At 45.9% G+C, this 23,642-nt stretch carries 30 protein-coding genes, 1 tRNA gene and 2 pseudogenes; 19 read left to right on the forward strand and 14 right to left on the reverse strand.

Features of this window, described 5'->3' with window-relative positions; genetic code table 11:
* Nucleotides 1–153: 153 nt before the first annotated feature.
* The gene (locus tag HLM86_RS10205; protein ID WP_170882756.1) at nucleotides 154–846 is read right to left on the reverse strand and encodes a MaoC family dehydratase; all 693 of its coding nucleotides are present in this window, start codon (nucleotides 844–846) and stop codon (nucleotides 154–156) included.
* A 315-nt stretch (nucleotides 847–1,161) separates the two neighbouring features.
* On the opposite strand from HLM86_RS10205, the gene HLM86_RS10210 reads away from it, so the two are divergent.
* The 5 genes and pseudogenes from HLM86_RS10210 to HLM86_RS10230 all read left to right on the forward strand — a co-directional run.
* Nucleotides 1,162–1,252, forward strand: a tRNA-Ser gene (locus HLM86_RS10210).
* 377 nt (nucleotides 1,253–1,629) lie between these two features.
* Nucleotides 1,630–1,977 (forward strand): cupin domain-containing protein, encoded by a 348-nt coding sequence (locus HLM86_RS10215; protein WP_170882757.1) that lies wholly within the window; start codon nucleotides 1,630–1,632, stop codon nucleotides 1,975–1,977.
* 167 nt (nucleotides 1,978–2,144) lie between these two features.
* On the forward strand, nucleotides 2,145–2,603 hold the full coding sequence (locus HLM86_RS10220) for a GNAT family N-acetyltransferase (RefSeq protein ID WP_076589216.1): 459 nt from the start codon (nucleotides 2,145–2,147) through the stop codon (nucleotides 2,601–2,603).
* A 392-nt stretch (nucleotides 2,604–2,995) separates the two neighbouring features.
* Entirely contained in the window at nucleotides 2,996–3,760 is a 765-nt protein-coding gene (locus tag HLM86_RS10225) for an AI-2E family transporter (protein ID WP_076589215.1), read from the forward strand.
* A gap of 79 nt (nucleotides 3,761–3,839) precedes the next feature.
* Nucleotides 3,840–4,046, forward strand: a pseudogene (locus HLM86_RS10230) (transposase); the annotation flags it as partial.
* A 65-nt stretch (nucleotides 4,047–4,111) separates the two neighbouring features.
* Here the strand turns inward: HLM86_RS10230 and HLM86_RS10235 are convergent.
* A pseudogene (locus HLM86_RS10235) lies at nucleotides 4,112–4,336 on the reverse strand (IS5-like element ISVa1 family transposase); the annotation flags it as partial.
* Nucleotides 4,337–4,769: 433 nt separating this feature from the next.
* On the opposite strand from HLM86_RS10235, the gene cspE reads away from it, so the two are divergent.
* The 5 genes from cspE (at nucleotide 4,770) to HLM86_RS10260 (ending at nucleotide 6,751) form a co-directional block, all read left to right on the forward strand.
* Complete coding sequence (gene cspE, locus HLM86_RS10240; protein WP_076589277.1) at nucleotides 4,770–4,982, forward strand: transcription antiterminator/RNA stability regulator CspE; 213 nt, start codon at nucleotides 4,770–4,772, stop codon at nucleotides 4,980–4,982.
* A gap of 151 nt (nucleotides 4,983–5,133) precedes the next feature.
* Complete coding sequence (locus tag HLM86_RS10245) at nucleotides 5,134–5,376, forward strand: hypothetical protein (RefSeq protein WP_076589213.1); 243 nt, start codon at nucleotides 5,134–5,136, stop codon at nucleotides 5,374–5,376.
* Entirely contained in the window at nucleotides 5,360–5,509 is a 150-nt protein-coding gene (locus HLM86_RS10250; RefSeq protein WP_170882758.1) for a hypothetical protein, read from the forward strand. Before HLM86_RS10245 ends, HLM86_RS10250 begins: the two co-directional genes overlap by 17 nt.
* Nucleotides 5,510–5,524: 15 nt before the next feature.
* Entirely contained in the window at nucleotides 5,525–5,728 is a 204-nt protein-coding gene (locus HLM86_RS10255) for a hypothetical protein (RefSeq protein WP_076589212.1), read from the forward strand.
* A gap of 660 nt (nucleotides 5,729–6,388) precedes the next feature.
* Entirely contained in the window at nucleotides 6,389–6,751 is a 363-nt protein-coding gene (locus HLM86_RS10260) for a hypothetical protein (protein ID WP_170882759.1), read from the forward strand.
* A gap of 225 nt (nucleotides 6,752–6,976) precedes the next feature.
* Here HLM86_RS10260 and HLM86_RS10265 read toward each other — a convergent pair whose 3' ends face one another.
* The 3 genes from HLM86_RS10265 to HLM86_RS10275 all read right to left on the reverse strand — a co-directional run bounded on the left by HLM86_RS10265 (nucleotide 6,977) and on the right by HLM86_RS10275 (nucleotide 8,405).
* Nucleotides 6,977–7,375 (reverse strand): hypothetical protein, encoded by a 399-nt coding sequence (locus tag HLM86_RS10265; RefSeq protein WP_076589210.1) that lies wholly within the window; start codon nucleotides 7,373–7,375, stop codon nucleotides 6,977–6,979.
* Between the two features lie 68 nt (nucleotides 7,376–7,443).
* Nucleotides 7,444–7,842: a hypothetical protein gene (locus HLM86_RS10270; RefSeq protein ID WP_076589209.1), complete on the reverse strand. Its 399-nt coding sequence runs from the start codon at nucleotides 7,840–7,842 to the stop codon at nucleotides 7,444–7,446.
* Between the two features lie 200 nt (nucleotides 7,843–8,042).
* On the reverse strand, nucleotides 8,043–8,405 hold the full coding sequence (locus HLM86_RS10275; protein ID WP_076589208.1) for a VOC family protein: 363 nt from the start codon (nucleotides 8,403–8,405) through the stop codon (nucleotides 8,043–8,045).
* Nucleotides 8,406–8,639: 234 nt separating this feature from the next.
* On the opposite strand from HLM86_RS10275, the gene HLM86_RS10280 reads away from it, so the two are divergent.
* From HLM86_RS10280 to HLM86_RS10295, 4 genes are all read left to right on the forward strand, one after another.
* On the forward strand, nucleotides 8,640–9,293 hold the full coding sequence (locus HLM86_RS10280; protein WP_170882760.1) for a DJ-1/PfpI family protein: 654 nt from the start codon (nucleotides 8,640–8,642) through the stop codon (nucleotides 9,291–9,293).
* A 207-nt stretch (nucleotides 9,294–9,500) separates the two neighbouring features.
* Complete coding sequence (locus HLM86_RS10285) at nucleotides 9,501–11,312, forward strand: PI-PLC domain-containing protein (protein WP_170882761.1); 1,812 nt, start codon at nucleotides 9,501–9,503, stop codon at nucleotides 11,310–11,312.
* A gap of 181 nt (nucleotides 11,313–11,493) precedes the next feature.
* A complete protein-coding gene (locus tag HLM86_RS10290; RefSeq protein ID WP_170882762.1) occupies nucleotides 11,494–11,901 on the forward strand; it encodes a GFA family protein in 408 nt (135 codons plus the stop codon).
* A gap of 114 nt (nucleotides 11,902–12,015) precedes the next feature.
* Nucleotides 12,016–12,522 carry a GNAT family N-acetyltransferase gene (locus HLM86_RS10295; RefSeq protein WP_076589204.1) on the forward strand — a complete coding sequence of 169 codons (507 nt, stop codon included), beginning with the start codon at nucleotides 12,016–12,018 and terminating at the stop codon, nucleotides 12,520–12,522.
* Nucleotides 12,523–12,578: 56 nt separating this feature from the next.
* Here HLM86_RS10295 and HLM86_RS10300 read toward each other — a convergent pair whose 3' ends face one another.
* From HLM86_RS10300 to HLM86_RS10330, 7 genes are all read right to left on the reverse strand, one after another.
* Nucleotides 12,579–13,688 (reverse strand): carbohydrate porin, encoded by a 1,110-nt coding sequence (locus HLM86_RS10300; protein ID WP_076589203.1) that lies wholly within the window; start codon nucleotides 13,686–13,688, stop codon nucleotides 12,579–12,581.
* A gap of 310 nt (nucleotides 13,689–13,998) precedes the next feature.
* On the reverse strand, nucleotides 13,999–14,799 hold the full coding sequence (locus HLM86_RS10305) for a heme ABC transporter ATP-binding protein (RefSeq protein ID WP_076589202.1): 801 nt from the start codon (nucleotides 14,797–14,799) through the stop codon (nucleotides 13,999–14,001).
* Nucleotides 14,799–15,836 (reverse strand): FecCD family ABC transporter permease, encoded by a 1,038-nt coding sequence (locus HLM86_RS10310; RefSeq protein ID WP_170882763.1) that lies wholly within the window; start codon nucleotides 15,834–15,836, stop codon nucleotides 14,799–14,801. Before HLM86_RS10310 ends, HLM86_RS10305 begins: the two co-directional genes overlap by 1 nt.
* A 7-nt stretch (nucleotides 15,837–15,843) precedes the next feature.
* Nucleotides 15,844–16,698: a heme/hemin ABC transporter substrate-binding protein gene (locus HLM86_RS10315; protein WP_076589200.1), complete on the reverse strand. Its 855-nt coding sequence runs from the start codon at nucleotides 16,696–16,698 to the stop codon at nucleotides 15,844–15,846.
* An 8-nt stretch (nucleotides 16,699–16,706) separates the two neighbouring features.
* Nucleotides 16,707–17,123 carry an ExbD/TolR family protein gene (locus tag HLM86_RS10320; protein ID WP_076589199.1) on the reverse strand — a complete coding sequence of 139 codons (417 nt, stop codon included), beginning with the start codon at nucleotides 17,121–17,123 and terminating at the stop codon, nucleotides 16,707–16,709.
* Entirely contained in the window at nucleotides 17,120–17,827 is a 708-nt protein-coding gene (locus HLM86_RS10325) for a MotA/TolQ/ExbB proton channel family protein (protein ID WP_170882764.1), read from the reverse strand. The genes HLM86_RS10320 and HLM86_RS10325 overlap by 4 nt, the downstream gene beginning before the upstream one ends.
* 2 nt (nucleotides 17,828–17,829) lie before the next feature.
* Nucleotides 17,830–18,528 (reverse strand): energy transducer TonB, encoded by a 699-nt coding sequence (locus HLM86_RS10330; RefSeq protein WP_170882765.1) that lies wholly within the window; start codon nucleotides 18,526–18,528, stop codon nucleotides 17,830–17,832.
* 529 nt (nucleotides 18,529–19,057) lie between these two features.
* Between HLM86_RS10330 and hutX the strand changes: the two genes are divergently transcribed.
* Together hutX and hutZ are read left to right on the forward strand one after the other, a co-directional pair.
* The gene (hutX, locus tag HLM86_RS10335) at nucleotides 19,058–19,561 is read left to right on the forward strand and encodes a heme utilization cystosolic carrier protein HutX (protein ID WP_076589196.1); all 504 of its coding nucleotides are present in this window, start codon (nucleotides 19,058–19,060) and stop codon (nucleotides 19,559–19,561) included.
* 84 nt (nucleotides 19,562–19,645) lie between these two features.
* Nucleotides 19,646–20,176, forward strand: a complete 531-nt coding sequence (hutZ, locus tag HLM86_RS10340) for a heme utilization protein HutZ (RefSeq protein WP_076589195.1) — start codon at nucleotides 19,646–19,648, stop codon at nucleotides 20,174–20,176.
* A 142-nt stretch (nucleotides 20,177–20,318) separates the two neighbouring features.
* Here hutZ and HLM86_RS10345 read toward each other — a convergent pair whose 3' ends face one another.
* Nucleotides 20,319–20,852, reverse strand: a complete 534-nt coding sequence (locus HLM86_RS10345) for a dihydrofolate reductase family protein (RefSeq protein WP_170882766.1) — start codon at nucleotides 20,850–20,852, stop codon at nucleotides 20,319–20,321.
* A gap of 52 nt (nucleotides 20,853–20,904) precedes the next feature.
* Between HLM86_RS10345 and HLM86_RS10350 the strand changes: the two genes are divergently transcribed.
* The 3 genes from HLM86_RS10350 (at nucleotide 20,905) to HLM86_RS10360 (ending at nucleotide 22,346) form a co-directional block, all read left to right on the forward strand.
* The gene (locus HLM86_RS10350; RefSeq protein WP_170882767.1) at nucleotides 20,905–21,336 is read left to right on the forward strand and encodes a GNAT family N-acetyltransferase; all 432 of its coding nucleotides are present in this window, start codon (nucleotides 20,905–20,907) and stop codon (nucleotides 21,334–21,336) included.
* A 215-nt stretch (nucleotides 21,337–21,551) separates the two neighbouring features.
* Nucleotides 21,552–21,905 carry a YbbD-related protein gene (locus HLM86_RS10355; RefSeq protein WP_076589192.1) on the forward strand — a complete coding sequence of 118 codons (354 nt, stop codon included), beginning with the start codon at nucleotides 21,552–21,554 and terminating at the stop codon, nucleotides 21,903–21,905.
* 66 nt (nucleotides 21,906–21,971) lie between these two features.
* A complete protein-coding gene (locus tag HLM86_RS10360) occupies nucleotides 21,972–22,346 on the forward strand; it encodes a hypothetical protein (protein WP_170882768.1) in 375 nt (124 codons plus the stop codon).
* A 71-nt stretch (nucleotides 22,347–22,417) separates the two neighbouring features.
* On the opposite strand, the gene malK is transcribed toward HLM86_RS10360, so the two are convergent.
* Nucleotides 22,418–23,539, reverse strand: a complete 1,122-nt coding sequence (gene malK, locus HLM86_RS10365; protein WP_076589190.1) for a maltose/maltodextrin ABC transporter ATP-binding protein MalK — start codon at nucleotides 23,537–23,539, stop codon at nucleotides 22,418–22,420.
* Between the last annotated feature and the right edge of the window lie 103 nt (nucleotides 23,540–23,642).

A 23,642-nucleotide genomic window follows, 5' to 3' on the forward strand; every position in this document is an offset into this window, starting at 1 on the left:
ATGTCGAGAGCTTGAGAAACGTGCATAAAAAAATCCGATAAACAGGGTCTATCGGATTTTTACATATTGGGAGGATCGTTCAATTGATCTGCCGATTAATGCCTTAACTGATCGGCATTAGCGCTGAGGCGCCCTTTTTTTGCGTTGAATCGATTAGAAATGCAATTGGATCACGGAAACGACAATCGCGCCTGGGCGCCTTACGCCTTCAATTTCAATCTTAATTTCACGCTCAATTTCCAAGCCTTTTCGGACAGGAGTGACCTTGGACAGCGTACTAACGGCACGGATACGGCTTCCAGATTTAACGGGATAAGGGAAACGAACTTGATTGAGACCAATATTGACCACCATTTTAGCGGTGGGAAAAAGCGTATGATCTGGGCCAATGCTATCGGTCAATTTTGGCAACAGTGCTAAGGTCAAAAATCCATGCGCAACCGTTGTTTTGAACGGCGAGTCTTGCTGTGCGCGTTCCGGATCGGTATGGATCCACTGCATGTCTTCGGTGACCTGACCAAACTGGTCAATTCGGTCTTGTGATATGGCTAACCAGCGACCCGTATGAATGACTTCACCCAGTTGACATTGCAATTCATAATAGAGGCTCTGAGCTTCCGGCATCACGTCAATATCGGCTGACGGTGTTTGCTGAGGCGTTGCCGGTATTTGGCGTTCGTCATGGATTGCAGGGTTTTGCAGATCTCTAACACGCGTAAACAAATGGTGGGCGTGTGCCTTGTGCAAAACTTCATCCCAATATTCACGCACAGCGGGTGCCATCCACTGCATGAATTCAGAATGTTGTTTATCACCACGATGTTTAAACAGGTCTGCTACTTTCATAAAACCTCAGCAAATCAAGAGTCGGTTACTCAATGACGTAATTTTGAACCAGTTCACAATTACCTGCAATCACTTTATAGCTTACACTTGTTTGCTCAATGGCAATTTATTTATTAAATTCAACATCTTATTAATAAAACATTATTTTATTGCAAAATAGCCTGTTGATTAATCAACCAATAGTGTCTTGGCGTTTTTGTGCGTTACCGCATCAAAATCCCGTGAAACCAAATGGTTAGTCTAGCCTAATGAGCCCTTTCCGCTATAAATAAAGCTTTACAAACTTCATGCCAACATTTAGTATTCCCCCGCTGTGGAGAGATGGCTGAGTGGTCGAAAGCACCGGTCTTGAAAACCGGCAACCGTTAATAGCGGTTCTAGGGTTCAAATCCCTATCTCTCCGCCACTTTTTAAATGAAATAAGCCGTTGATTATCAACGGCTTATTTCATATCTGAAGGGTAATAAGTTAAACCGCAAGGATTGACTGAGACAATGGACTTATTCAAAACCGCCAGCCATGACGTCGACACCCGTATTTACCTACTCAAGAACTGTCGTGATCGTGGGTTTCCTTCGACCTAAGAATGTCATGACTAACCAAAAATCGTCGAATTGCGTCACTTCGTAATCTAAGCGTAAAGCCGTTTATTGACAGTATCACAGCTCAGGCTCACCCAGCAGACTTCAATGCTGCCGCAAACGAGCTTATCAATGAACTCCGAAGCCATTTAAGTCGCGTTTAGGACACTCAGAATGTAAAAATTTAGGTGATCCCTTTGGATTGACTCAATTTGGCGTTAATCTAGAGATTCTTGAACCCAATGCACAATCAGCACTGAGACATTGGCATACCAAATCCGATGAATTTCTATATATTCTGGAAGGTGAACTGTCCTTAGTGACAAATAGTGATGAACAAGTCATGTCTGCGGGCATGTGTGTTGGTTTTCCCGCGGGAATAGAGAACGGCCACCATCTAATTAATCGCAGTGATAACCAAGCTAAGTTCATCGTCATTGGCAGCAGGGTCGGGGGCGATAAAGCTCATTATCCAGACGATGATTTTCAGTGGGTCATCGAAGAGTCTGGTGACTGGATTGCGTCTCGAAAAGATGGTTCAGCGTATTGACACAAACAATTTCATTAGATAGACGCGTGACGTGTGCCGCTTTTGGTTTTAAATTGGAACTGTTCATGCAGACTGCTAACAGTTGGACTTTTTCGGTTTGGTTGAGTTTCATAGTTGCGACTTAACAAGGCGTTAAGCCTTTTCGTTAAATTAGGGGATGGATAAGAATGAGGTTAAGGAAAGCAGAGGCTAATGAGTTAGATGTTATCTATTCAATGGGGGTCGATACTTGGAGTGGCGGCCTTTCTCTGCAGGCGTATTTAACCAGTTGTCGGAACAGTGAAAAATATGCCGCTGGTATTTGGTACGTGTTAGTTGACAAGGATCAAGTCGTATCGTCTCTTATTGTTTATAGCCGCATGTTTGATCTGAGAGAAGGCTGTTTTGGTCTTGGCTCTGTGGCCACACCCCTAGAACTAAGGCGCAAAGGTTATGCGTCTAAGTTGGTTAATCGAATTAAAGCAGAGTTATTCAGTAAGCACGCTTGCAAGGCTTTATACTTGTATAGTGACATCGATCAAGAGTTTTACCGTAAACTTGGTTTTGTTAGTATTCAGGATTCTGACTGCATGATCTACTCAAAGGACCAAGCGCTTTTTGATGGTTCACTGCCAGCATACTTTTAGACTCACTCACTCACTTGTTATGTTTAAGAATTCCAAGGTACTTTGCCTGATATCCAGCGCGTTTTTATTTCTAATAGGGACAGGCATTTTTACTGTTATTCATTGCTCATAAATCACTCACGTTGTTGTTTCCACGACCAGAAAATAGCACTTGTAGCATCGTTCAAGACTGCAAATCCCTTGATAGACATTTACCGATATTTCATAGAAGAAAGGAATCTGTGTTGTATTTACAGTGATGGTGGTCTTTGCTTTTGTCGGGGCAGAGCAAAATCTCTATAAGTTTCAATACTATAACACCATGAGCATATGATACAATTATATAAAACCGTGTTTACTCCTGATAATGACAAGAGTAAATGGAATATGACTAAAGTTAAGGTTAGAGAAATATGAAGCTTTTTTGTCTTGTGTTGAGCTGGATATGCGGTAGTGCGTTGTTGCTTTTTGGTGTTGTGGGATTATTTATACCTTCATCTTTAATCATACCATTACCTTTTATAGTGATAATTGCGATGTCGTTTCTTCTGCTCCCTCCTGTAAGAAAGCTCGTCTATTCTAAGACAAAAAAGAAATTATCAATTAAAGAAAGAACAAGTTATATGATTGCTCTTTTTGTCGCCTTCTTTATTTTGGTGTTAATCACAGATATAGAAAGTGACCTTCCACCAGAGGCTAAAACAGAAACGTTGAATAAAGAAGCATTGATTGAGTACTATATCGCTAATAAGGACAACATAATCCAATCATTAGAGAAAGCAATTGACGCGAATGACGCACCATTAGTATCGGAGTTCAGTAAATATTCCGTCGCTAATGATGATGAACTCAACGCTCTTTTGAAACGTGCTGAAACGGTATTGAAAGGTAAAGTGGAAAAAGAAAGCGCTGTTGTTACGGAACGCAGAACAAGAATTGAACGGCAGTTCAGTACTTGGGACGGCTCACATAGAGGCCTTGAGCGGCTCATAAAAGGGGCGATGAAGGACCCTGACAGCTATGAGCACGATGAGACGGTTTACTGGGATAAGGGAGATTCTCTGATAGTCAAAATCGTTTATCGTGGAAAAAATAGCGTCGGGAGTATTGTAACAAGCTTTGTAAAGGCAGAAATTAGCTTAGATGGCAAAATATTAAAGATATTGGAGCAATCATAATTTATTATTGTTGTGCGAGACTGTCCTACATTCTGTGTAACTGTCTAAGCTTAAGCCTTAAGGGCTAAGGATAGACAACATGGATAAGAAAGCACTTGAAGCTTTTGCTCGTGAAGCTGCTAAGTCAATCAAGACTGAATCTGATCTCGATGATTTTCGCAAAATATTAACCAAGGTGACTGTTGAAACTGCACTCAATGCTGAATTGGGTGACCACCTTGGTTACGAAAAACACGCCAATAAACCAAGCTCTAACACTCGTAATGGCTATTCTGCCAAGACTATGAACGGATGATGGGCGTTGTTGATCACATCAGTTTGAAGATCAACGACGCCAGATAGGACGAGTTGTTAGTTTCTAACGGGCATACCTAGTCCTATGACTTTGTTTATAGCGTTGACAGTCGCCATGATTTCGCCCACTTGAGTGTGGTAACACCTAAAGCTCAGTTTACCGCTGGTGAGTCCTTTGTATCGGGACATGGCTGTCTCAGATATTGAGCGATAGTGATAACCAGACTCGGCTTTCCATTCCCTCATGGTCCCATTTCTCAGCGCAGCGACTGCTTCGTTTCTCCTGACAGTTGACTGGGATAATGTTCTTTTCTGTTCTAGCTCTGTCTCGGCAAGAGAGATACGCTCTTGCAATGCGATACCACGAAATTTGAGTGGTAGCATGACGTACACTGCCGTGGGTTTGTTTGACCTAGGTTTTTATGTTCATTTGATCAACATTCCAGTAGGAAGAATACAGTTCTTGTCTTTTTCGATCGTAAATGATTGATAACTATGAAAATGAAAAACAAACGAAGAAACATGTATCTATTATCGAGACTTAGTGTATAGTGTTACCAGCTCAAACAGTGAGCTATTATTAATCTATTTAGTTCAAGACCTTCTCAGTTTTTTTTCGATTTCACTCGTCATATTTATCCTGCGATACCTTTTTCTTCATTCCTTATTTAGTAGCTTACTGATTAACTTAATCAATTTATTTATCGAGATATATATGTCAAATAAAACAACTGGCCTAGTCAAATGGTTCAACGAATCAAAAGGTTTTGGGTTCATTACACCAGACAATGGTGGCGCTGATCTGTTTGTTCATTTCAGATCCATCGCTAGCGATGGCTTCAGAACCTTATCGGAAGGTCAAAAAGTCTCCTTTGAGGCTGAACAAGGTGACAAGGGTCCTCAAGCGGCCAATGTGACTGTATTATAAGCGCTTATCGCGCGATTTCGCCGACGATCAGTGCGGCGAGATCCCTTTATTCTCCCCCTACTAAGGAGTGAAATGAGTCGAAGAAACCATAGAAAAATATATTGGTATTACGTCTTGCGAGAGCAGAAAATACCCCAAGGACAAAAACTCGTTGTTCAGAATTAAATACCACCTTCATCATAGCGAGACCTCTTGGTCTGCCACTATTCATCAGCTTAATAGCGATGTACTCAAGCGTCACATTTTACCCAGAGTGAATACCCATTTCTTTGATTTGGATTTTTCTTACTGTGAGTCCAGCAGTACGGGTGAGATCAAAGATTCGCAAGGTTTGATTTTGGGGTATTTTTACATCCAATCAGAGAAGGAGAGTCATCTTGAAAAAGAAGCCTAATCGCGGTGAGTCGAAACCGATTGACGTCAAGAGTGATCACAAAGATGAACGGCCCGATAACATTCATCAAATAAGAAAAAAGATTGAAGACATTCTTATAGAGCGTGAGCAAAAAAAACAATTAGATTGGTAATATTGAGAGGGCGACATGAAAAAACCTGTAAGAAGAGTAGGCAAAAAAATGCGTAAAAGTGACTTTGAAGCACGATTTGCTCATATGGTTGGAGAATACAATAAAGCAAAAGAAGTGCTTGATGGTCTAACCGAAGGGACGCCTGAATATACCAAACAGAAAAAAATGTGCGACAGCCTATTTGCCAGCGCTGAACGCTTTATCAATGCAAACCAATAACCACGTTTAAAGGTATCGATTGTGTTGTTTTCAACATCATTCTGCTCACTGCTGAGCCCCCATCTGCATAGGGGACACTCAGTAAGAGTTGCCAACCATAAGCTCCCTGCGTGCAGCAGGGACTGGCGGGTGAGTATGGCAGCATGAATGTTCAAATAGCGCTTTAATTTCACTTCCTTGGTCTTCCCGTTTCCCTTTTTGTCCGGAGAGTGTTTCATTGAGGCTGAAAGATTTATCTCTATGTGAATCATTTATAATGTGTTAACCCTTGTCCCCCTCCACTTCAATATAATGAAAAACACCTCCCACTGTTTTCCTTCTAACGCATCAATAGTCAAAGTGACATGGATATGAAAATAGCCATTTTCAAAGTAAAGGGCCTCAATTTTAACTAATGATGGGCAAGTGACTTCATCTGAAATAGGCCTCCTTGTCTATGAATCATGACGCCAATATACGAACTCAACACGTAAAAGAGCATGACTATTGCAAAGTGCTATGCCAGTAAAATCTGAGAAGGTATTGGTGAAGTGAAAGGGTTTGTTTATTTTTCTCAGGGTCGTCTAACAAGTATCCTCGCTTAAGTCGGTGTAAGTCCGGCTAAGCGCTTGATTGTATTCTATGCAATCTCATATAATACGGGTTGAATAGGAGATCAATATGAAAACTATGTTTGTTTTAGGGGCTTTGTTGTCAGCCAATGCTTTCGCAGATTTTATTCATCCGATGGATTTTAAAGGCAGTGAAAGTGAGAAAAAGGAAGTACTTAATTATATTAAAGAACGAGTGAAACACGATTATTGTGACTCTGGTTTGGATATGTGCCAAGAGACAACGCTTCGTATGATGGAGCAGCAAAATTTAAATGCGTTTAAAACCGCGTCGAAAGCGACAGATAGACAAATCATGGACAAGGTGATCAGCGATTATTGTCAATCCGGCGTTGATATGTGCAGCTATGATACAATTTCAATAATGTATAGTGAGAACTATAAAGCGAGTAAACAAGAAACCCAGTGGTAATGAAGAATTCGTAGTACATGAACTCAACTAGGGGTTAAAGAAACAGTGGCATCCTTGCCCAAATGTAGACTGGTTACGTGTCCAGCATAAGTTACCCTGCGTACCATGGTTCAGAAGTGTTTGCTTGATTCATTAGCTCAATCACACGCTTTAGCTATACAAAATCACACAAAACAGCAAAAAGAGCAGGGTTTAGGTGCATAACGCAGTGTCCTAAACTCAGCTTTACAGGCGAAAGGCCGACGAAATTGACGAGCCACCCGCATTGTAAATGGTTTTATGGCCGTCAATGAGGTAGCGACTGCCATCAGCTCGGATGATTTCAAACACTTCCCAGCGAGAGGCACCGCTTTCCGCAGGTTGGGGCACATATCCGCCTGGACAGCTAAAGGCTTTAGTTTCAAAGAGGGCTTCATTAACACGGAATACGTTGTAGTAGTTGCCATTGGCTTGGATGGCCCGGCCCCATATTCCATCAATGGTTTGGTAATTGTCGTTTGAATCTAAAAGCCATTCCCAGTCACTGCCGTCTGGTAAACCGCAATATACATAGGTTGATGCATGGGCAAACGAGCTCAAGCCAGACAATAAGGCGGCCAAAGTAATCAGAGTTGTTTTTATCATTGTGGTTACTCACTGTTTAAAACTAGGGGTAAATGGGCGGTTTGAGCTTTCTCAACCGCACTCTCAGGTTATAATGAACGCAAGAAATGGTCCTGATAACGCATTGAATTATGGTAAGATTTATGGCCTTCCTTGAGATAACTCGACCCATCTTCACGGGTTATTTGGAAGACTTCCCAAAAAGATGTGCTGCGATCGGCAGGTTGGACGACGTAGCCCGCTGGGCATTCCCACGTGCGCTGATTAAAGACAGACTCGCTGACGTTAAACACATTGAAGTAACTTGAATCGTTGAGGGTCACTCTTTTCCACTCACCTTCGATGGAAATATAGTTGTCATCGGTATCTAGCAACCATTCCCAGTCACTGCCATCGGGGACACCACAGTAAACATAAGTACTGGAGGCGAAAGCGGACGACGTCAAGCCAAGACACGTGACGATACCGAGTATGTTGATGAGGTTCATTGGGGCGCGATTCCACGTTGTTTGTTAAGGATTTTAACTAGGTGCCAACAAATAACACAATGTGAATAATAAGTGAATAACTTTATGATTTATAAATGATTATTGATGATTTTGTGAAAAATAAGCCTGACTTTATCAGGCTTATTTTTGTTCGATGTGTGTCTTTTTAACACCGCCGTTGTTTGAGCCATTAACGACGTTTATCCGATGAAAACGCGAATACGATGGCCATCGGGATCGAGGGCAACAAAGTTCAATCCATAGCAATGCGCTTCGGGATATTGGGCAAACACAACACCTTGAGCGTCCCACACTCGATAGACTTCTTCAAATCTGGCTTGGTCAGCAACTGCAACAGACAGCTCAGTGCCGCCACCGGTAACATCGCTAGCCGGGGTTAATTGGGCCGTTTGTTTCAGCGTGATTTTGATATTATCAGCTAAGTTTATGGCGACGAACGTTGGGGACAATGGGGTTGGCTTGCAGTTAAACAGATCGGCATAAAACGTTTGGCTCGCGTGAATGTCAGTGACGTAAAGGACAATAGAATCAAGGGTAAACATGTCGTGTCTCGTTAAGTGTTGTCAATGTCAGGAGTGTAAATGATGTGGTTGTCAAAATGTGTCAGTAGAGAATGCACATGGCATCCTCCCTAGGCCGTCTCCCGTCACATTTGGCCAGTTCAGTTTGGTTTAAGCGTGGTCTTTACGGCACAATGGCGGCGACTGAGCTTAGGTATCGCTTGAACCTTAAGTTAGCGTTAAGCTGGATTTTGCCTTATCACGAGGAATGCGAGTATGTATAAAGTGGGTATTGTGTTATTTGATGATTTCACTGATGTGGATTTCTTCTTGTTGTATGATTTGCTTGGCAGAACATCAGACAGCTGGACGGTCAAAATACTGGGAACCAAGTCAGAACATCGTTCACATCTTGGTATGATGGTTAAAACGGATGGGGATCTTTGTGAAGTGAGTGAGCAAGATGCGGTCCTTATCACCAGTGGTTATCTTGGTGTTCCAGCCGCAATGCAAGACGAGCATTTTATGTCTGCACTCCGCCTCGATCCGACCAAGCAGCTCATCGGCTCAATTTGCGCAGGTTCGTTTATTCTGCATCAGCTGGGACTGCTCACAGGCAAACCATTAACTACGAATCCACATGCTAAGGCAGCGTTGCAAGCCTTAGGAGGTGATGTTCAAGACGTCCCTTTGGTGGTAAATGGTAACATTGCAACCGCAGGAGGGTGCCTGTCCTTACTGTATTTGGTCGGTTGGTTAGCCGAACGATGGTTTGATTCAACCAAACGGCAACAAATACAAGACCCCCTGATTCCCGCGGGTCAGTTAGCGTTATTTGAATCGCTGATTTCGACGACGATTTCATCGGCGGAGGAAAAAAACTCTGATCCCACGCCAACGATACATGAAGCTCAGCCCTTGGCCTGCTAGCCTTGTTTGAGTCTGACCTCAGGGTCGCCTTGGTCGTCAGTGTCCAAGGGAGCTATTGAGGCGAACTTAGAAGGTGATCAAAAAACACTCAATATGCAACTAGGTTGTTTTGTTCTTGTCTGTATACTGGTCATACCTCATTATTATTACGAGATTGACGATGAGGAGCAATGAATGAAACCCCGATATTACATAGGATGTGTATAGATGCTGGCTAAAAAATGCTTATTCGCTAACCTGGTGGTGGCGGCGCTGATGCCGTCACTCGTCCAGTCATCAGACGATGTGCGACTACTTGATAAATCATTTGCAACCACTCACAATAGCTATTCCGGTAGTCTCAAAGGCCATGGTAACAGTGGCTCCATTATTCAGCAGCTAGATAATGGGGTTTATGGCCTTGAGTTTGATATTTACCCCAAATACGATATGGGGGGCATTGGGCACGATGGAGTCGGAGACGAAGTCTATCTCCAATACAATGCTAACCCCTCTTCGTTTGATCTTCGGATCTGGTTTAGCCTGATTAACGACTGGTCGAATTTACATTCATCACACCCTCCTTTGTTTATTTCTGTTGATTTTAAACAGCAAAGCCGCTGGACTGAGTCCGAGTTATCTGACTTTCTTGATGGGGTGAAAGGCGTGTTTGGTGACAAGCTGGTGACCCCAAATCATGTTCCTGCCGTTTCAGAGATGACCATGGCGGACGCGAAAGGCAAACTCTTTGTTATTTCAAACCATGATAAGTTTTATGATGATGCCGACCGTGACTTAGCCAATAAAAGCAACGATATTCAATTTTTGTATGGCGGCGATCTGGATTTTGCTAACTTTACAGGCAGTGACAGATCGGCAATATCGAAGGTAAAACGCAATAAATCCCAGCGTTTTTCGCGGGTGTATAAGTGGGATCAATATGGCCACCGATTCTACAACGACAATATTCAGGTAACGTTTCCCGCTACCGACTACCCCTTCTATAGTCAGTATCAGAAAGTGCTTAAGCGCGAGCACCAAAATGTCTGGCGTGATCAAGATTTCGCGACCTTCACCATCAAGCACCGCAACAACTATGACCAAGGGCGTGAGCCAGCGGTGTCCATCAACTCTCAAGCGGGTGGTCATCGTGTCGTCGAAGTCCATCGTTCACAAAATAATGATGGTTTATGGTACCGATTGGGCACGCTGGATAAGCGTGATTACGGCATCGACTGGCAGGGGCATGGGCAATACTCGTCGGGGATCAGGCCGAATGTCTCTGTCAACGATAACGGCATGATTGTGGCGGTACATAAGTCGCAAAACAATAACGCTATTTGGTTTGTAGTGGGTGAAATCGTCAATAACAACATCCAATGGCAAAGTGCTCGGAAATCGCCTTTTCAAGGGTATTACCCAGACGTGGCGTTAACTGATGATAATCAAATTGTTGTGGTGTTCAGTGATACCGATTACGACAATATACATTATGCAGTTGGGTCTTTGGCGAGCGATAAGACGATCGACTTTCCTGATGGGCCTCATATCGTTGTGAACGACAAAGGGAGGTCATTGAGCCGCCCCCAAGTGGATGTCAATGACACCCACCAACTTATTGTCAGTTGGGAACAAAGCCAGTCAGGAGCAAGAGAGGGCTGGACTCGTATCGGTTATTTGGACGTTAATAGATTGGATATTGAATTCAATACTGAGTCTTCCGTTCACCGTGCCAGTCCGATAAACCGCGTTCGACTGGCCAACACCTACCCGTTTATCTACGACACGGCTCATTTTCCTTCCGTTGCTCTTTCAAAAAACGGCAATACCGTCACCACACATCGCTCGCCGAGTGGTGATGATTTGTGGTACCGAATAGGGAAACGAGGGCGCTCGACGCAAATTCAGGACGTCAGTGTTAATTACACCAAAGGACGGGAAGCGAAAATCGACATGAACGACGAGGGTTATACCGTTGAAGTACATCAATCTCAAAATAACAGCGGTCTTTGGCTATCGGTAGGGAAACTTCAGGAGTAGAAACGCGCCGCAGCCCACCTCATGATAGGGGGCAGCGGGGCCCCTCAAAGTCTAACGTATGGATTATTATAGGTTTGGACATTGATCTGATTGCCGCCAATATTTGACTATGTATATTGACTGAGTTGATGTATAAAGATAACGTAATCAATATGTTATATTAATTCGTTGTGGAGGTTAAATGTACACAGGAAGTTGTTTGTGTGGCTCGATTCAATTCACCCTGAACGGGAGTATTTCAGATCCGATCTATTGTCATTGCTCACGTTGCCGTAAAGCCAGCGGCAGTGCCTTTGCGACGAATGGGTTTATCAATACCGCGGATTTAACCCTAAGCGATGCTGAGGGGACTCTCAAGTTCTATGAAAGTAGCGCAGGTAAGCGTAAGTATTTCTGTGCGACTTGCGGTGCGCCCATTTATAGTGCTAGTGCGGCGAAACCCGACAAACTGAGAATTCGTTTGGGGGTGATAGACAGCGATATTGCAGAGCGTCCAATATCGCATAACTTCATTACCTCACGAGGAAATTGGGAAGAGATCGATATCCAACTGCCAATGTACGAAGAGCATGAGCCGTCTAGACGTTGATCTTACCTCGAATTGAATGGACAACCGGAGAGCAGTGCCATCACAGCGTGACCATTATTCGGTTAACCTAAGAGCGCGGTGTATGGTGTCTGTCGCTAACAGGGAGGACGCAACTTGGACGTTAGAACGTTGGCGGAAAATGACTGGCAACAATATAAAGACCTAAGATTACTCAGTTTAGGGCAATCACCTCAGTCATTTGCCAGCAGTGTGGAAGATGAGATTACCCACAGTGATGAACATTGGAGAGCACGGGTGAGGCCTTCGCAAAGCGCGTTTATTTTAGGTGCTTTTGATGGGGTGTCTCTGGTGGCTATCGCTGGTTTTTCCCAAGGAGAGAAGGCTAAGATTTGTCATAAGGCCAAACTGTGGGGGATATATGTCAAATCGGATTATCGTGGTCAAGGCATTGCAGCCGATCTACTCAATGCATCGTTCTATCGTGCCTTTGAGAGGCCGGATATTGCTCAACTCCAGCTATCGGTTGTGGTGGATAATACTCATGCTATTGCCCTGTATGAGAGGGCTGGCTTTACCTCATACGCGATTGAAGCCGATGCCATTCGTGCCGAGGGGCAGTCATATGATGAAATGCATATGGTCAAGAAGATCAGAGACTAAACGGGCTTTGCCTATAAAGAAAGCCCTAGCGAATACTAGGGCCATAGCGTTATTGGTTAGAAAGTGAAGCCCACATGGCCACGTATACCGAATACAAACGCACTATCATCTTGCGAATTAGACGGCAGTGAACTTATGTATTGGATATTTGGTGTCACGGAGACAGGGCCAAACTTCATACTGTAGTAGATCTCGGAGTTGAAGGTATCATCGAACTGATCGACCACTGGCTTGGCCCAACCCAGTGCAATGCCAAGCGTGCCTGGGCCGAGTCCTGAGTACCCAGTCCCAGCCGCGACAGTAGCTTGGTAAAGGGAAGCTGAGCCTTCTGCAACTCCAGCACGGAAGAACGGCATCCAATTGTCAATCATGTAAATAGTCGACCAATTGGCACCGTAGTTCTCACTAGACGCTATACCTGAACCATCACTGTGCCAGACAATAAGGTGCGAGTTTTGTACATAAAACGCGTTCTTTGAGGAAACCCAACCGATTTCTAACGATTTGAAATATTGGTTATCACTCACGAAGTTGTCCAACCCGTCAAACGGTTCTGTTGAATCGGCCTTCGCATCAGAGAAGCTGAAGTAAGCGTAATAATTATCTGACATCATGTGACGTAAAGACACACCGAGTGTTGATTCATCGGGAATGGCAATGGCGCCCGCTCCGGTACTAAAGTGCAAGTTAGAAAACCCAGAGTAGGGGTTACCCAGCGCATATGTATCGATGTAGTCGGTACTGTCGAGAAAGCCGACCATCAGCTCGGTATCTTGGGCATTGAATTCTTGCTTCCAGTATAAGTTGGTTAGCCTTAATCCAATGTCACTAAACGCTGGCTGTATCAAACCAAAGCCACCGAGGTTACCCATCACAAACCCAGAAGGAGAATCGTCCGTGTAGGCGTGTTTTTGGTCGACTCGAATTTGAAGCTGGCCTGAGTCTTGATCGGTTTCATCGGTGTACGCTTGCCAGTTGAAGGTAGCGCGAGCGATGCCCGCGGCGGCATTACTATCCCTAGTGGTCATGACCTCGCTGGAGCTTAAGCCATAGACGTAATAGTCCCCAGAGAAGGAAATGGACTCATTCGCTTGAGCTTGGCTTACCCCCGTTAGCGCGCTGGCCGTCAATAAAAGTGTGGTAAATGGAAAGACTGTTTTATTCATATCAATAGCTTCCTAATTGTTTGCTACTGAGTTGGACAACTTAACACAACTCCACTGCATTTATGCTTTAAGAGGCCTACGTCTCGATTGTGCGCGTCGACCTAAGGGTAATTAGAAAGCAGCTGGAGCATTCTTACTCATAATTAATGGATAATTAATGTTCTAATTACACAGTTATGTCATAGTTTTGTGCGGAGATTGGGCGATCAGAGCCCAGCGCCTTCTCAAACTGAAAAGGCGAAAATGGAAAAAGGTGAGGAGTGGACAGCAAGCCCGATGTGGAAAAACGTGGAGGGAAGCGAGTTGTTTGTTACTCTGCGATTAAGGGTTCGGCCTTCGGTAATACCATGGGAAAGTTCATGTAAGGATGGGGTTGGATCAGGCAAGGGTAACCGTAGACCTTTTCAATCATCGCAGGGGTTAAAGCTTGCCAAGGCTCGGCGTCACAGACCAGACGGCCATGATGCAAAATAACCAAGCGATCTGAGTACTGCGCGGCGAGATTGAGATCATGCATGACGATCACCACCGCGGTGTTGTTCTCATCGGCTAAGCGGCGAGCCATCTTTAAGGTATTGTGCTGATGGGCCAGATCCAGTGCGGAGGTGGGCTCGTCGAGCATCAAAATCTTGTCCTGTCCAGAATGAGCAAGTTGGACCAAAACCCGGGCCAAATGCAGGCGTTGTTTTTCCCCTCCAGACAACGCAGGATAGACTCGCTCAGCAAGGTGGTCGACCCCGGTCATTTTCATGTATTGCTGCGCGAGCTGTTGGGTTTCTTTTTTCCGAATACCGAGGGGAATGGCCCCAAGTTCCACCACTTCTTGAGCAAGAAACGGGAAGTTGAGCGTGCTGTGTTGGGGCAGCATCGCCACATGTTTGGCTAGATCACTGGCAGTCCACAGCTGCTTGGGTTGGCCAAAATATGACACATGGTGCTCGGAGGGGATTTCACCACACAACAGTTTGAGCAACGTGCTTTTACCCGCCCCGTTGGGGCCAAGCAGTGCAGTGACTTCACCCGCTCGTATGTCGATATCAAGCTTGTCCAGTACCGTCTGGTTTGCAAAGCGCATTGAGAGGTTTCTTCCTGAAAGGACGACCTTTTTCATTACAGGATTTTTCCTTTTTGATTAAACAAGACATAGATAAAGAACGGCGCGCCTATGATTGCGGTGACGATCCCAACGGGCAGCTCGGCAGGGGCGATGACCACCCGTGACAGCATATCGGCGAAGGTGAGCAATAATGCGCCCATCAGTGCGGACATCGGAAGAAGTACGCGATGATCAGGCCCAGCGAGCATCCGTCCAAGGTGAGGGATCACTAAACCAATAAAACCAATCAGCCCAGAGACGCTGACAGTGACGCCGACCCCGGCAGCGGTTAATAAGATCAGTTGACGTTTGAGTTTGTGTACTGGGATGCCAAGGTGTTTGGCCTCGGATTCACCCAGCAGCAGGGCATTGAGAGGCATTGCCTGACGAATAAACAGGCCCAGCAAGATAACCAATGTGACGGCACACAGAGCGATACTAGACCAGCTGGCTCCCGCCAGTGATCCCATTTGCCATAAGGTCAGATCGCGCAGCATTTGATCATCGGCGATGAAGTTCATTAGCCCAATTCCTGCGAACGCGAGCGCGCTTATCGCGACGCCAGCCAACAGCATAATGGTGACGGACGTGCCCAATTTACTGGTGCCGAGTCGATACACCATCACGGTGGCCAGTGCGCCGCCAAAAAAAGCAAAGATCGGGATGGCGGCCAGATTCATCAGTTGTGGGTATTGTTGGCTAACATCGGCAAATGACACAATCGCTAAGGCCGCACCTAATGAAGCCCCAGCAGAGACTCCAATGACACTCGGTTCCGCGAGAGGGTTGCGAAACAGCCCCTGCATGACCGTTCCACAGAGCGCGAGTATTGCGCCGACCAGCATACACAGCAAAGTCCGAGGTAGGCGAATATCTTGGATGACCAAATTGATATGCGGCGCAAGTTGGTTAGATTGCACGATCAGGCTGTAGATGCTGTCGGTGATACTGATGTTCATCGGGCCAACAGTGATAGAAAATAGGGCCGTCAACAGGAGGGCTGCGATAAACACACCCATAGTGGCACTGAAAGGAATACGACGTAATACCATGGCTGAGTTACTCAGAAGGGTGGATGATTTGGCTTAAACGCTGGGCTTCGGCGAGGCTTTTTAAGCCCAACCCACCGATCAGTGCACGGCCATCGATCTGAATGATTTGTTTAGACTGTCCTGCCGGTGTGGCGGCCAACAGGGGCATTTTCGCCAAGATCGCATCCGGTCCACCCAACGTTTTATAACTGCGGCCACTGACCAGAATGATGTCGGGCTGCATCTCGAGCATGGACTCGGTTGATAGGGGTTTATAAGACTCTATTTTAGTTGCTGCTGGGTTGGTCCCACCGGCAAGTTCAATGATCGCGTTGGGTGTGGTATTGGCGCCGGCGACATTGGCGGGGCGCCCTTCATTGATGAGTAGGAACAGGATCTTTTGGCTGACTGGTTGTTTGATGGCGATTTGTTCAAGCTGTGCGATGCGCTGGCTGACTTCGGCTTTGAGCGCTGCGGCATTGTCATTACTGTCGGTGAGTGCGGCGATTTCATCAATGCGGTTTAATAGCCCTTCAGCGGTGGGTGACGTATCGACAATATTGACCGCCACACCGGATTGTTTGAGTTGGTTCAAAGTGGTGATCGGGCCCATTTCATCCGAGCCGATCAACTGAGTTGGGTTGAGGGTCAGCAGGCCTTCGGCAGACAGCTGTTTATGATAGCCGACAGGTGGCAGTTTAAGACCAGGTGGCAGTGTGCTGGTGATATCTACCGCAATGAGTTTGTCTTGTTGACCCAATGCGACGATCAATTCGGTGACAGCACTTCCGGCACTGATGATGCGTTCGCTGGCCATGGCGTTGCCCATCAGGGCAAAACACGACAAGGTGGTGAAGGTGTAGGTAATGATTCTATTCAGCATAATGGACTCTATGAAGTGGGCTCTTGGGTAAGTAACTGTGTCGCTGCAATGCCGTTTTCCTGCAAGAAAGTCAGCAGTTTGACCAGAGATTGAACGTCGGCGGTTTTTTCCGCTCCAATCACTAAAGGTTGTTGTTGTGAGCGATGTGCCTCCAGCAGCGCGAGGGTAAAATTATCCCAGTCAATGTATTCTCTGCCGTTTATCGCCCAGTAAGGCTCGTGGTCAAGAAGATTGACGGTAATCGATTTTGTCTCGACTGGGCTGGTGCTGGCCGCATCAACCGTCGGTAAATCGACTTCCAACGAATCGAGCTTGACGGCGGCGGTTAACATCAGAAAGACCATGACGATAAAAATGATGTCAAGCAGAGGCGTCAGATCTGGGGTGAGACCTTGCTGTGATGGGCGACGGGAGACAGTGATCATGAGTTCGTCCCTAGCGAGGACTCCGCCGTGTCGTGATGCGTCGTTACGTCTGAGTCAGCGGAGACATTCGAGGGTTGCAAACGAATACCTTCTAGCCACAGATTGACAAAATTGAGGGTATGTTCGAGTTTGGCCATCACTTTGTCGGCCCATAGCCCGAGCAACTGGGCGGCTGCAATCGCCGGCAGGGCAATCATAAGGCCCGCGGCGGTTGTTCGCATGGCTAAGCCTAGACCGTCGGCCAAATCATTGGGCGTCACGCTGCCGGAAGAGGCGGCGATACCTTTAAACATATCAATCAAACCGAGTACGGTACCGAGTAGGCCGATAAGCGGGCTAAGTACACCGATTAACGTCAGTACACGTAAGCCAGAATTCAATTGGTGACGTTTTTCTTCCAGCCACATACCTGCGGTGTCTTCGCGCAGTGTTTTGGCAAAAGAGTGGTGCATCAATAATACCGCAACACCTTTATAAAGTAGGGGGCGGCGCAAAGACCAGCGCTGAGCAAGCTGCTCAATCTGGTGGTGATCATTGGAATCGATCTTAGCCAGCTCTGCGCGAATCGCGCGTCGACCGACGCCCAGACTAATGAAGACCTGCATGAGCCGCTCGGCGATGATCATAACCGTCAATAGAGAGCAAAGGAGTAACGGCCAAGTCATTAAGCCAAACTGTTGCTGTAAGTTTTGTAAGTGTTCCATGGTCAATCCAAATTAAAACGAACGGGTATTTTGACGCGATGGGCCACGACCAGACCATTCGCGCGATAAGGGGAAAATTGCCACTGTTTAATCGCTTTCAACGCGGATTTATCCAGCGTGGCGGCACCAGAGGAAGAAACAAGAACCTGTTTCACTTGATTGCCGTCTTTGTCGATCCATACCTCATATACTGCGACGCCTTCAATGCCGCGTTTACGCGCCATACGTGGATATATTGGTTTGGTTGCTTTCGACATTAAGGTGGGTTTGGTGATCAACACAGGTTTGGCGCTGGCGCCCTGACTTGACGCGACTGGCTGTTGATCGGGTTGGTTTTGATCCACTTCTTTTTTAGGTTTCACCTGTGTGGTCGCTTCCGGTTTGGTCATAGGTTTAGTGACGGTGACAGGCGGCTGTTTGGCAGGTGTTGCTTGCTTCATATCGGCCTTAACAGGGAGAGGTTTCGCTGTTTTGACAGTGGATGATGGTTTAGTCACTGACTTCGAAGTAGAGGGGAGGTCTTTAACGGTCTGTTCAGTGCGTGGCTTGGCAGCAGGTTGACTGCTCGCAGCGCTGGGCGCAGATCGGAAATTGATTGAGACCGAGGTTGACTGATTGCCTGCGGGCATGGCATGAAGGGTTGTCTCGGGTGTGAACAAGACAATCGTTGCATGAAGACTGACTGACGCGACGCCCGCCATTGCATACCTTTTAAAACCCACGTTCACCTCGCGTCACAATCATTTTTACCTTATGGAGTAAGATTATCACTTACAATCGAAATAAGATCAATTATCAATTGCATTATCATTTGCATCATTTTATGATCCTCCCGATTAAAGGGCAACACACCGTCAGCATTGGCCGATAAAGGATTGCTTGAAAATATTTTTAGAGTATTAGTCATGTTTTTTATCAATGATTTGATGCCGATATCGTCCTATTAACACAAACGTGAATGGGCGGCCCGATGTTCATCTCATGGTGTCGGCGAGTGGAGTGGCAATCAACAACGTAAGTCAGTGTGGTCTCGGGCCTTGCCGTGAAGTTTGCCCGCTGGTGGTGAAACTTGATCTGGATTGCAGCGCTTAGAACAGAGATCACCTACCTTTACTGACACAGTGTGATCAATTCAGTCGTGGACTTAAGCGGCCACAAGGGGATCGAGTGTTCAGGACACAGGGGTCTTAATATTAGCGGCGTCAGACGACGCGATGAAATGGAACGAATATGCAAGCATTGAAACAGCAGGTGGCTCAGCTGATTGAGCAAGAACCGACTCTTTTAGCGGCGGCGATCGCCGAGCGCCTCGCGATTTCCGAATTTGAAGCGGTGGCGGCGTTGCCCGACCCGATGGTCGCTTTGGCTCCGGGTGAGCAAGCGCAGTCGATTTTAGAAAATCTGGTTGATTTCGGTCCAGTAACGACCATCGTCCATTCTTTTGGATCCATATTTGAAGTCAAAGCCCCCTTTCCAAAGGGTAAACTTGCACGTGGATACTACAACCTGATGGGCAAAGAAGGCGAAATGCATGGCCATCTGAATTTGGAACGGGTCAAGAATATCGCTTTAGTCAGCAAGCCATTTATGGGACGTGAAAGTCACTATTTCGGCTTTTTCTGTGAACAGGGCAATAACATCTTCAAGATTTATTTGGGACGCAATGAAAAGCGAGAATTGTTGTCTGACCAAGTAGAGAGTTTTCAGCAGTGGCAACGCGAGCTGCGTGCCTAAATTTGCGCTCTGGTGACCTAAGGTGGGCCAGCGCAACCACATTATGTTTAATGAGAAGTAATACGATTACTTCAGGAGTTCAAAATGGAACAACAAGTGAAGCAAGAGCGACTCCAAGGTCGCCTTGGGCCAGAAATACAAGAATTTCGTCAGGAGCGCCGTACACTTCAACTCGCGACCGTGGGTGAAGATGGGCAGCCGAACGTAAGCTATGCGCCGTTCGTGCAAAATCAACAAGGTTACTTTGTATTGATTTCTGAAATTGCTCGTCACGCACGTAATTTGCAAGTCAACCCGAATACCTCGATCATGATGATTGAAGATGAGACCGGAGCCAAAGAGCTGTACGCTCGCAAACGTTTAACATTCGATGCGGTGGCCAACGTGGTGGCGCGTGATTCTGAGCAATGGCAGCAAGTGATTGGCCAGATGAAAGACCGATTCGGTGAGATCATTGATGGGCTCAGCCAGTTACAAGACTTTGTCTTATTCAACCTTAAACCCGACAATGGACTGTTTGTGAAAGGCTTTGGTCAGGCTTATCAAGTTTCCGGTGATGACTTAGTTGACTTTGTTCATCTGGAAAAAGGCCACCAGAAAGTGTCGAACGCGTAAGGTCGATCACGGCTAACCAATAAAAGACAGCCGCTGAGCTTAGAGCTGGGAAGAAGAGTGATTTGGCTCCGCGCCCTTTTTCAAAACCAGAGAATGCCCTTCACTTCTTCACGAAGGGCGTTTATCGCGACAGAAATCGAGATTATTTCTCTCTCACATACGTGGTTTGAACCAAATTCTCTAATACCCGTTCATTTTGGGTCATTTTGAAATTCAATGGTTGCTTTAGTTCACCAAACAAAGGGGCGCCGCCGCCAAGTACAATCGGGAAGCGAGTGATCACCATTTCATCAATCAGGTCTTCTTTGAGACAATGTTGAATTGTGACGCCACCGTCGATGTAGAGATCATTCAATCCCTTAGCATTCAACTCGGCGAAAATGTCTTTCAAGTCACCTTTGGCCAAAAATACTTTTTCTTCATAGCCTTGTGGTACTTTCGTCATGGTGTTGCTCAACACGAATACGGGTTTTGTGTAAGGCCAATCGCCGTCAAAACTCAGTACTGTGTCTAGGGTCTTGCGCCCCATCACTAAACCGTCAATTCGCGCCATCAACGCGCGAAAACCAGTATCGATATTGTCAGGGTTGGGCACCGAGTGCAGCCAGTCTAGTTTGCCTTGTTTATCGGCAATGTAACCGTCGAGGCTGGTTGCAATAAATACGATGTTTGCCATAATGCTTGCTCGCTTCTGCACATAAATTGCAGTCAATGATAGAGAAAATACAATGATTGTAGAAGATGTACTTCCTGAAAATTACGCAGAAATACTTAATGTTTGGGAAAATTCAGTTCGAGCCACTCATGACTTCATAACTGAAGAAGACATTGGTTTTTTTAAACCCATCATCCTTGAGCAGGCTTTCCCTACGGTCACATTGAGATGTGTTAAAAATCAAAGTGGTTCGATTCTAGGTTTTGTGGGTGTCCATGATTCAAAGGTTGAAATGCTGTTTGTCTTAAATGAAGCGAGAGGGAAAGGTGTTGGTAAAATGCTACTGCAATACGCCATTAAGCAGCTAGGGGCGACCAAAGTAGACGTCAATGAACAAAATCCACAAGCGGTTGGTTTTTACGAGCATATGGATTTTAACGTCGTTTCACGTTCACCCCTTGATGATATGGGAAAACCTTTTCCGGTTCTGCATATGACGCTTTAAAGATCGCAGTGTCGTCACCAAGTTTGTTAGAAGAAACGCCCAAAGCGAATAACTTTGGGTGTTTCTGTATGGGGTGAGAAAGAATACATTGTTACAACAGGAACCGGCACGTTTTATACACATTGGCCACTCTCATCGCCTGCGTCTTGTTTTTAGCTGTTCACTGCGTTGACCAGTAACTCAGTGGGGCATTAGATTAACCATATGGAGTGCAGATGAAAGCCGCAATTTCAATGCTATTGATATTACTCGTTTTAGGGTGTTCTGACGACGTGACGACTCGGTATGCGACTTATGCCGACGCGCAAAAAGAGCGTTTGTTTGAAAAAGGCTGGCTGCCTGATATTTTGCCTCGTTCAACGGAGAGCATTGAAGTCACTAACAATCTGGACATTAATCGTTCGGAAGGACGCTTCATTATAGAAGGATCTGAAATCAATGAATTTCTGGAAAAAGTTGAGAAAACAGGCAAGGCAAATCAGTTTAGTTTCACAAACGAAAGTGGGAAGTGGGTGTTTACTCTCAATGAGGCTGGTTTGATTTTATATCAGTTTACACCCATAGATTGATAGGTTAAACCAAAAACATTGAAGCGGATTGCCAACACGTGGTATTTTCGTCTGCGCGTTGGGTTTGTGGCGCAGTGGTTTAGTATCGTGGTCGCATTGCCCGCCCTTCAATGTGGCAGTAAACGTAATGGCATTATGAATATATTCTCAATGACGGCATTAACGATTCAGCTGATATTAATCTGCTCGTCGAAATATTATGCTTATCGAACTCATACTGAGATAAGCAAATTGAACGCCTTGCCTGACGCGGCTTTGTTAGACGCTCTCGCTAAGTTTCAGCATTACAATGAGGTCGGTGATTATCTAGGCTATGCAGCGGCAGCAATTTGGGCCGTCGCCTTTGTGACCATTTATACCCATAGAGCTTCGAAAACTAAACTTGCACAGCTGTGCCTCATCTTACCTATCTTCTCTCAATTCTTACTGAGTTTTGTGTGATCTTTCTGTTCCTCAAGTGTTTTGAATATTAAGAAGAGTGCGCATTTTTCGTATCAACGTGTTTGTCTCTCTTAAGCCTCGCCATCAACGCCCGATTCACGGTAAAGACGACGACAAGCGCGACCATCACTGTGGAATAGGTGGCAACGCTCGGCGGGGATGCCGACGTGCCAAGTATCACCGGGCTCGACCATCAAGGTATCTGGCTGGCGATAAATCATATCAGCATCGGCGGCCTCAATATGCAGGTAGATCTGGGTTTCATAGCCGAGTTTTTCAACGATATGGATCTTACCTTCGATGGATGCAGCGCCCTCGGAGGCGGGCAGCAAATGTTCAGGGCGGATCCCCAGCGACATCCGTTCGCCACGTTCGACGGTCGACCCATCCACTGGGATCCAAAACGTTGTGCCGCTGGCCAATTGCACCATTACACGTTCATCTTCAACGGCTTCAATAAAGACGCTCATAAAGTTCATTTTGGGTGATCCGATAAAGCCCGCCACAAAACGATTTTCAGGGTAATGGTAGAGTTCAAGAGGTTGGCCAACTTGAGCCACCGATCCGCCATCGAGCACAACGATTTTATCGGCCATCGTCATGGCTTCGACCTGATCGTGAGTGACGTAAATCATGGTACAGCCCAATTTACGCTGAAGTTTGGTCATTTCTGCGCGCATTTGAACACGCAGGGCGGCATCGAGATTAGACAGGGGTTCATCAAGTAGAAACACATTGGGCTGTGAGACCAGAGTACGACCGATGGCCACTCGTTGGCGTTGACCGCCAGAGAGCGCTTTCGGCTGGCGGTCAAGCAGGTGGCTCAATTGAAGTATATCCGCAGCGTGTTCCACACGCTGGTTGATTTCTTCTTTGTTCGCTTTGGCCAGTTTGAGGCCAAATGACATGTTATCGAAGAGGTTGAGATGAGGGTAAAGAGCGTAAGACTGAAACACCATTCCGACACCGCGTTTCGACGGCTCAACATCATTCATGCGTTGATCGCCAATGTAAAGTTCGCCGGAGGTAATGTCCTCAAGACCGGCAATACAGCGTAACAGCGTTGATTTTCCGCAACCAGAGGGGCCGACGAATACGACAAATTCGCCTTCCTGAATATCCAGATTGACGTTTTTTGAAATCAAAACGTCCCCGTAAGCTTTACATATATTTTTTAACGTGACACTCGCCATCTCGCTTGTCCTCGATCGATATTTTGCTGCAACTGCGCGTCATTATATGGATTTTCTTGTCGGCAGTCAGCGTAGGCCTTCGTTAAGGTGATTCGATGGATAA

It is taken from the genome of Vibrio ostreicida (genome assembly GCF_013074385.2).
GTDB lineage: Bacteria > Pseudomonadota > Gammaproteobacteria > Enterobacterales > Vibrionaceae > Vibrio > Vibrio ostreicida.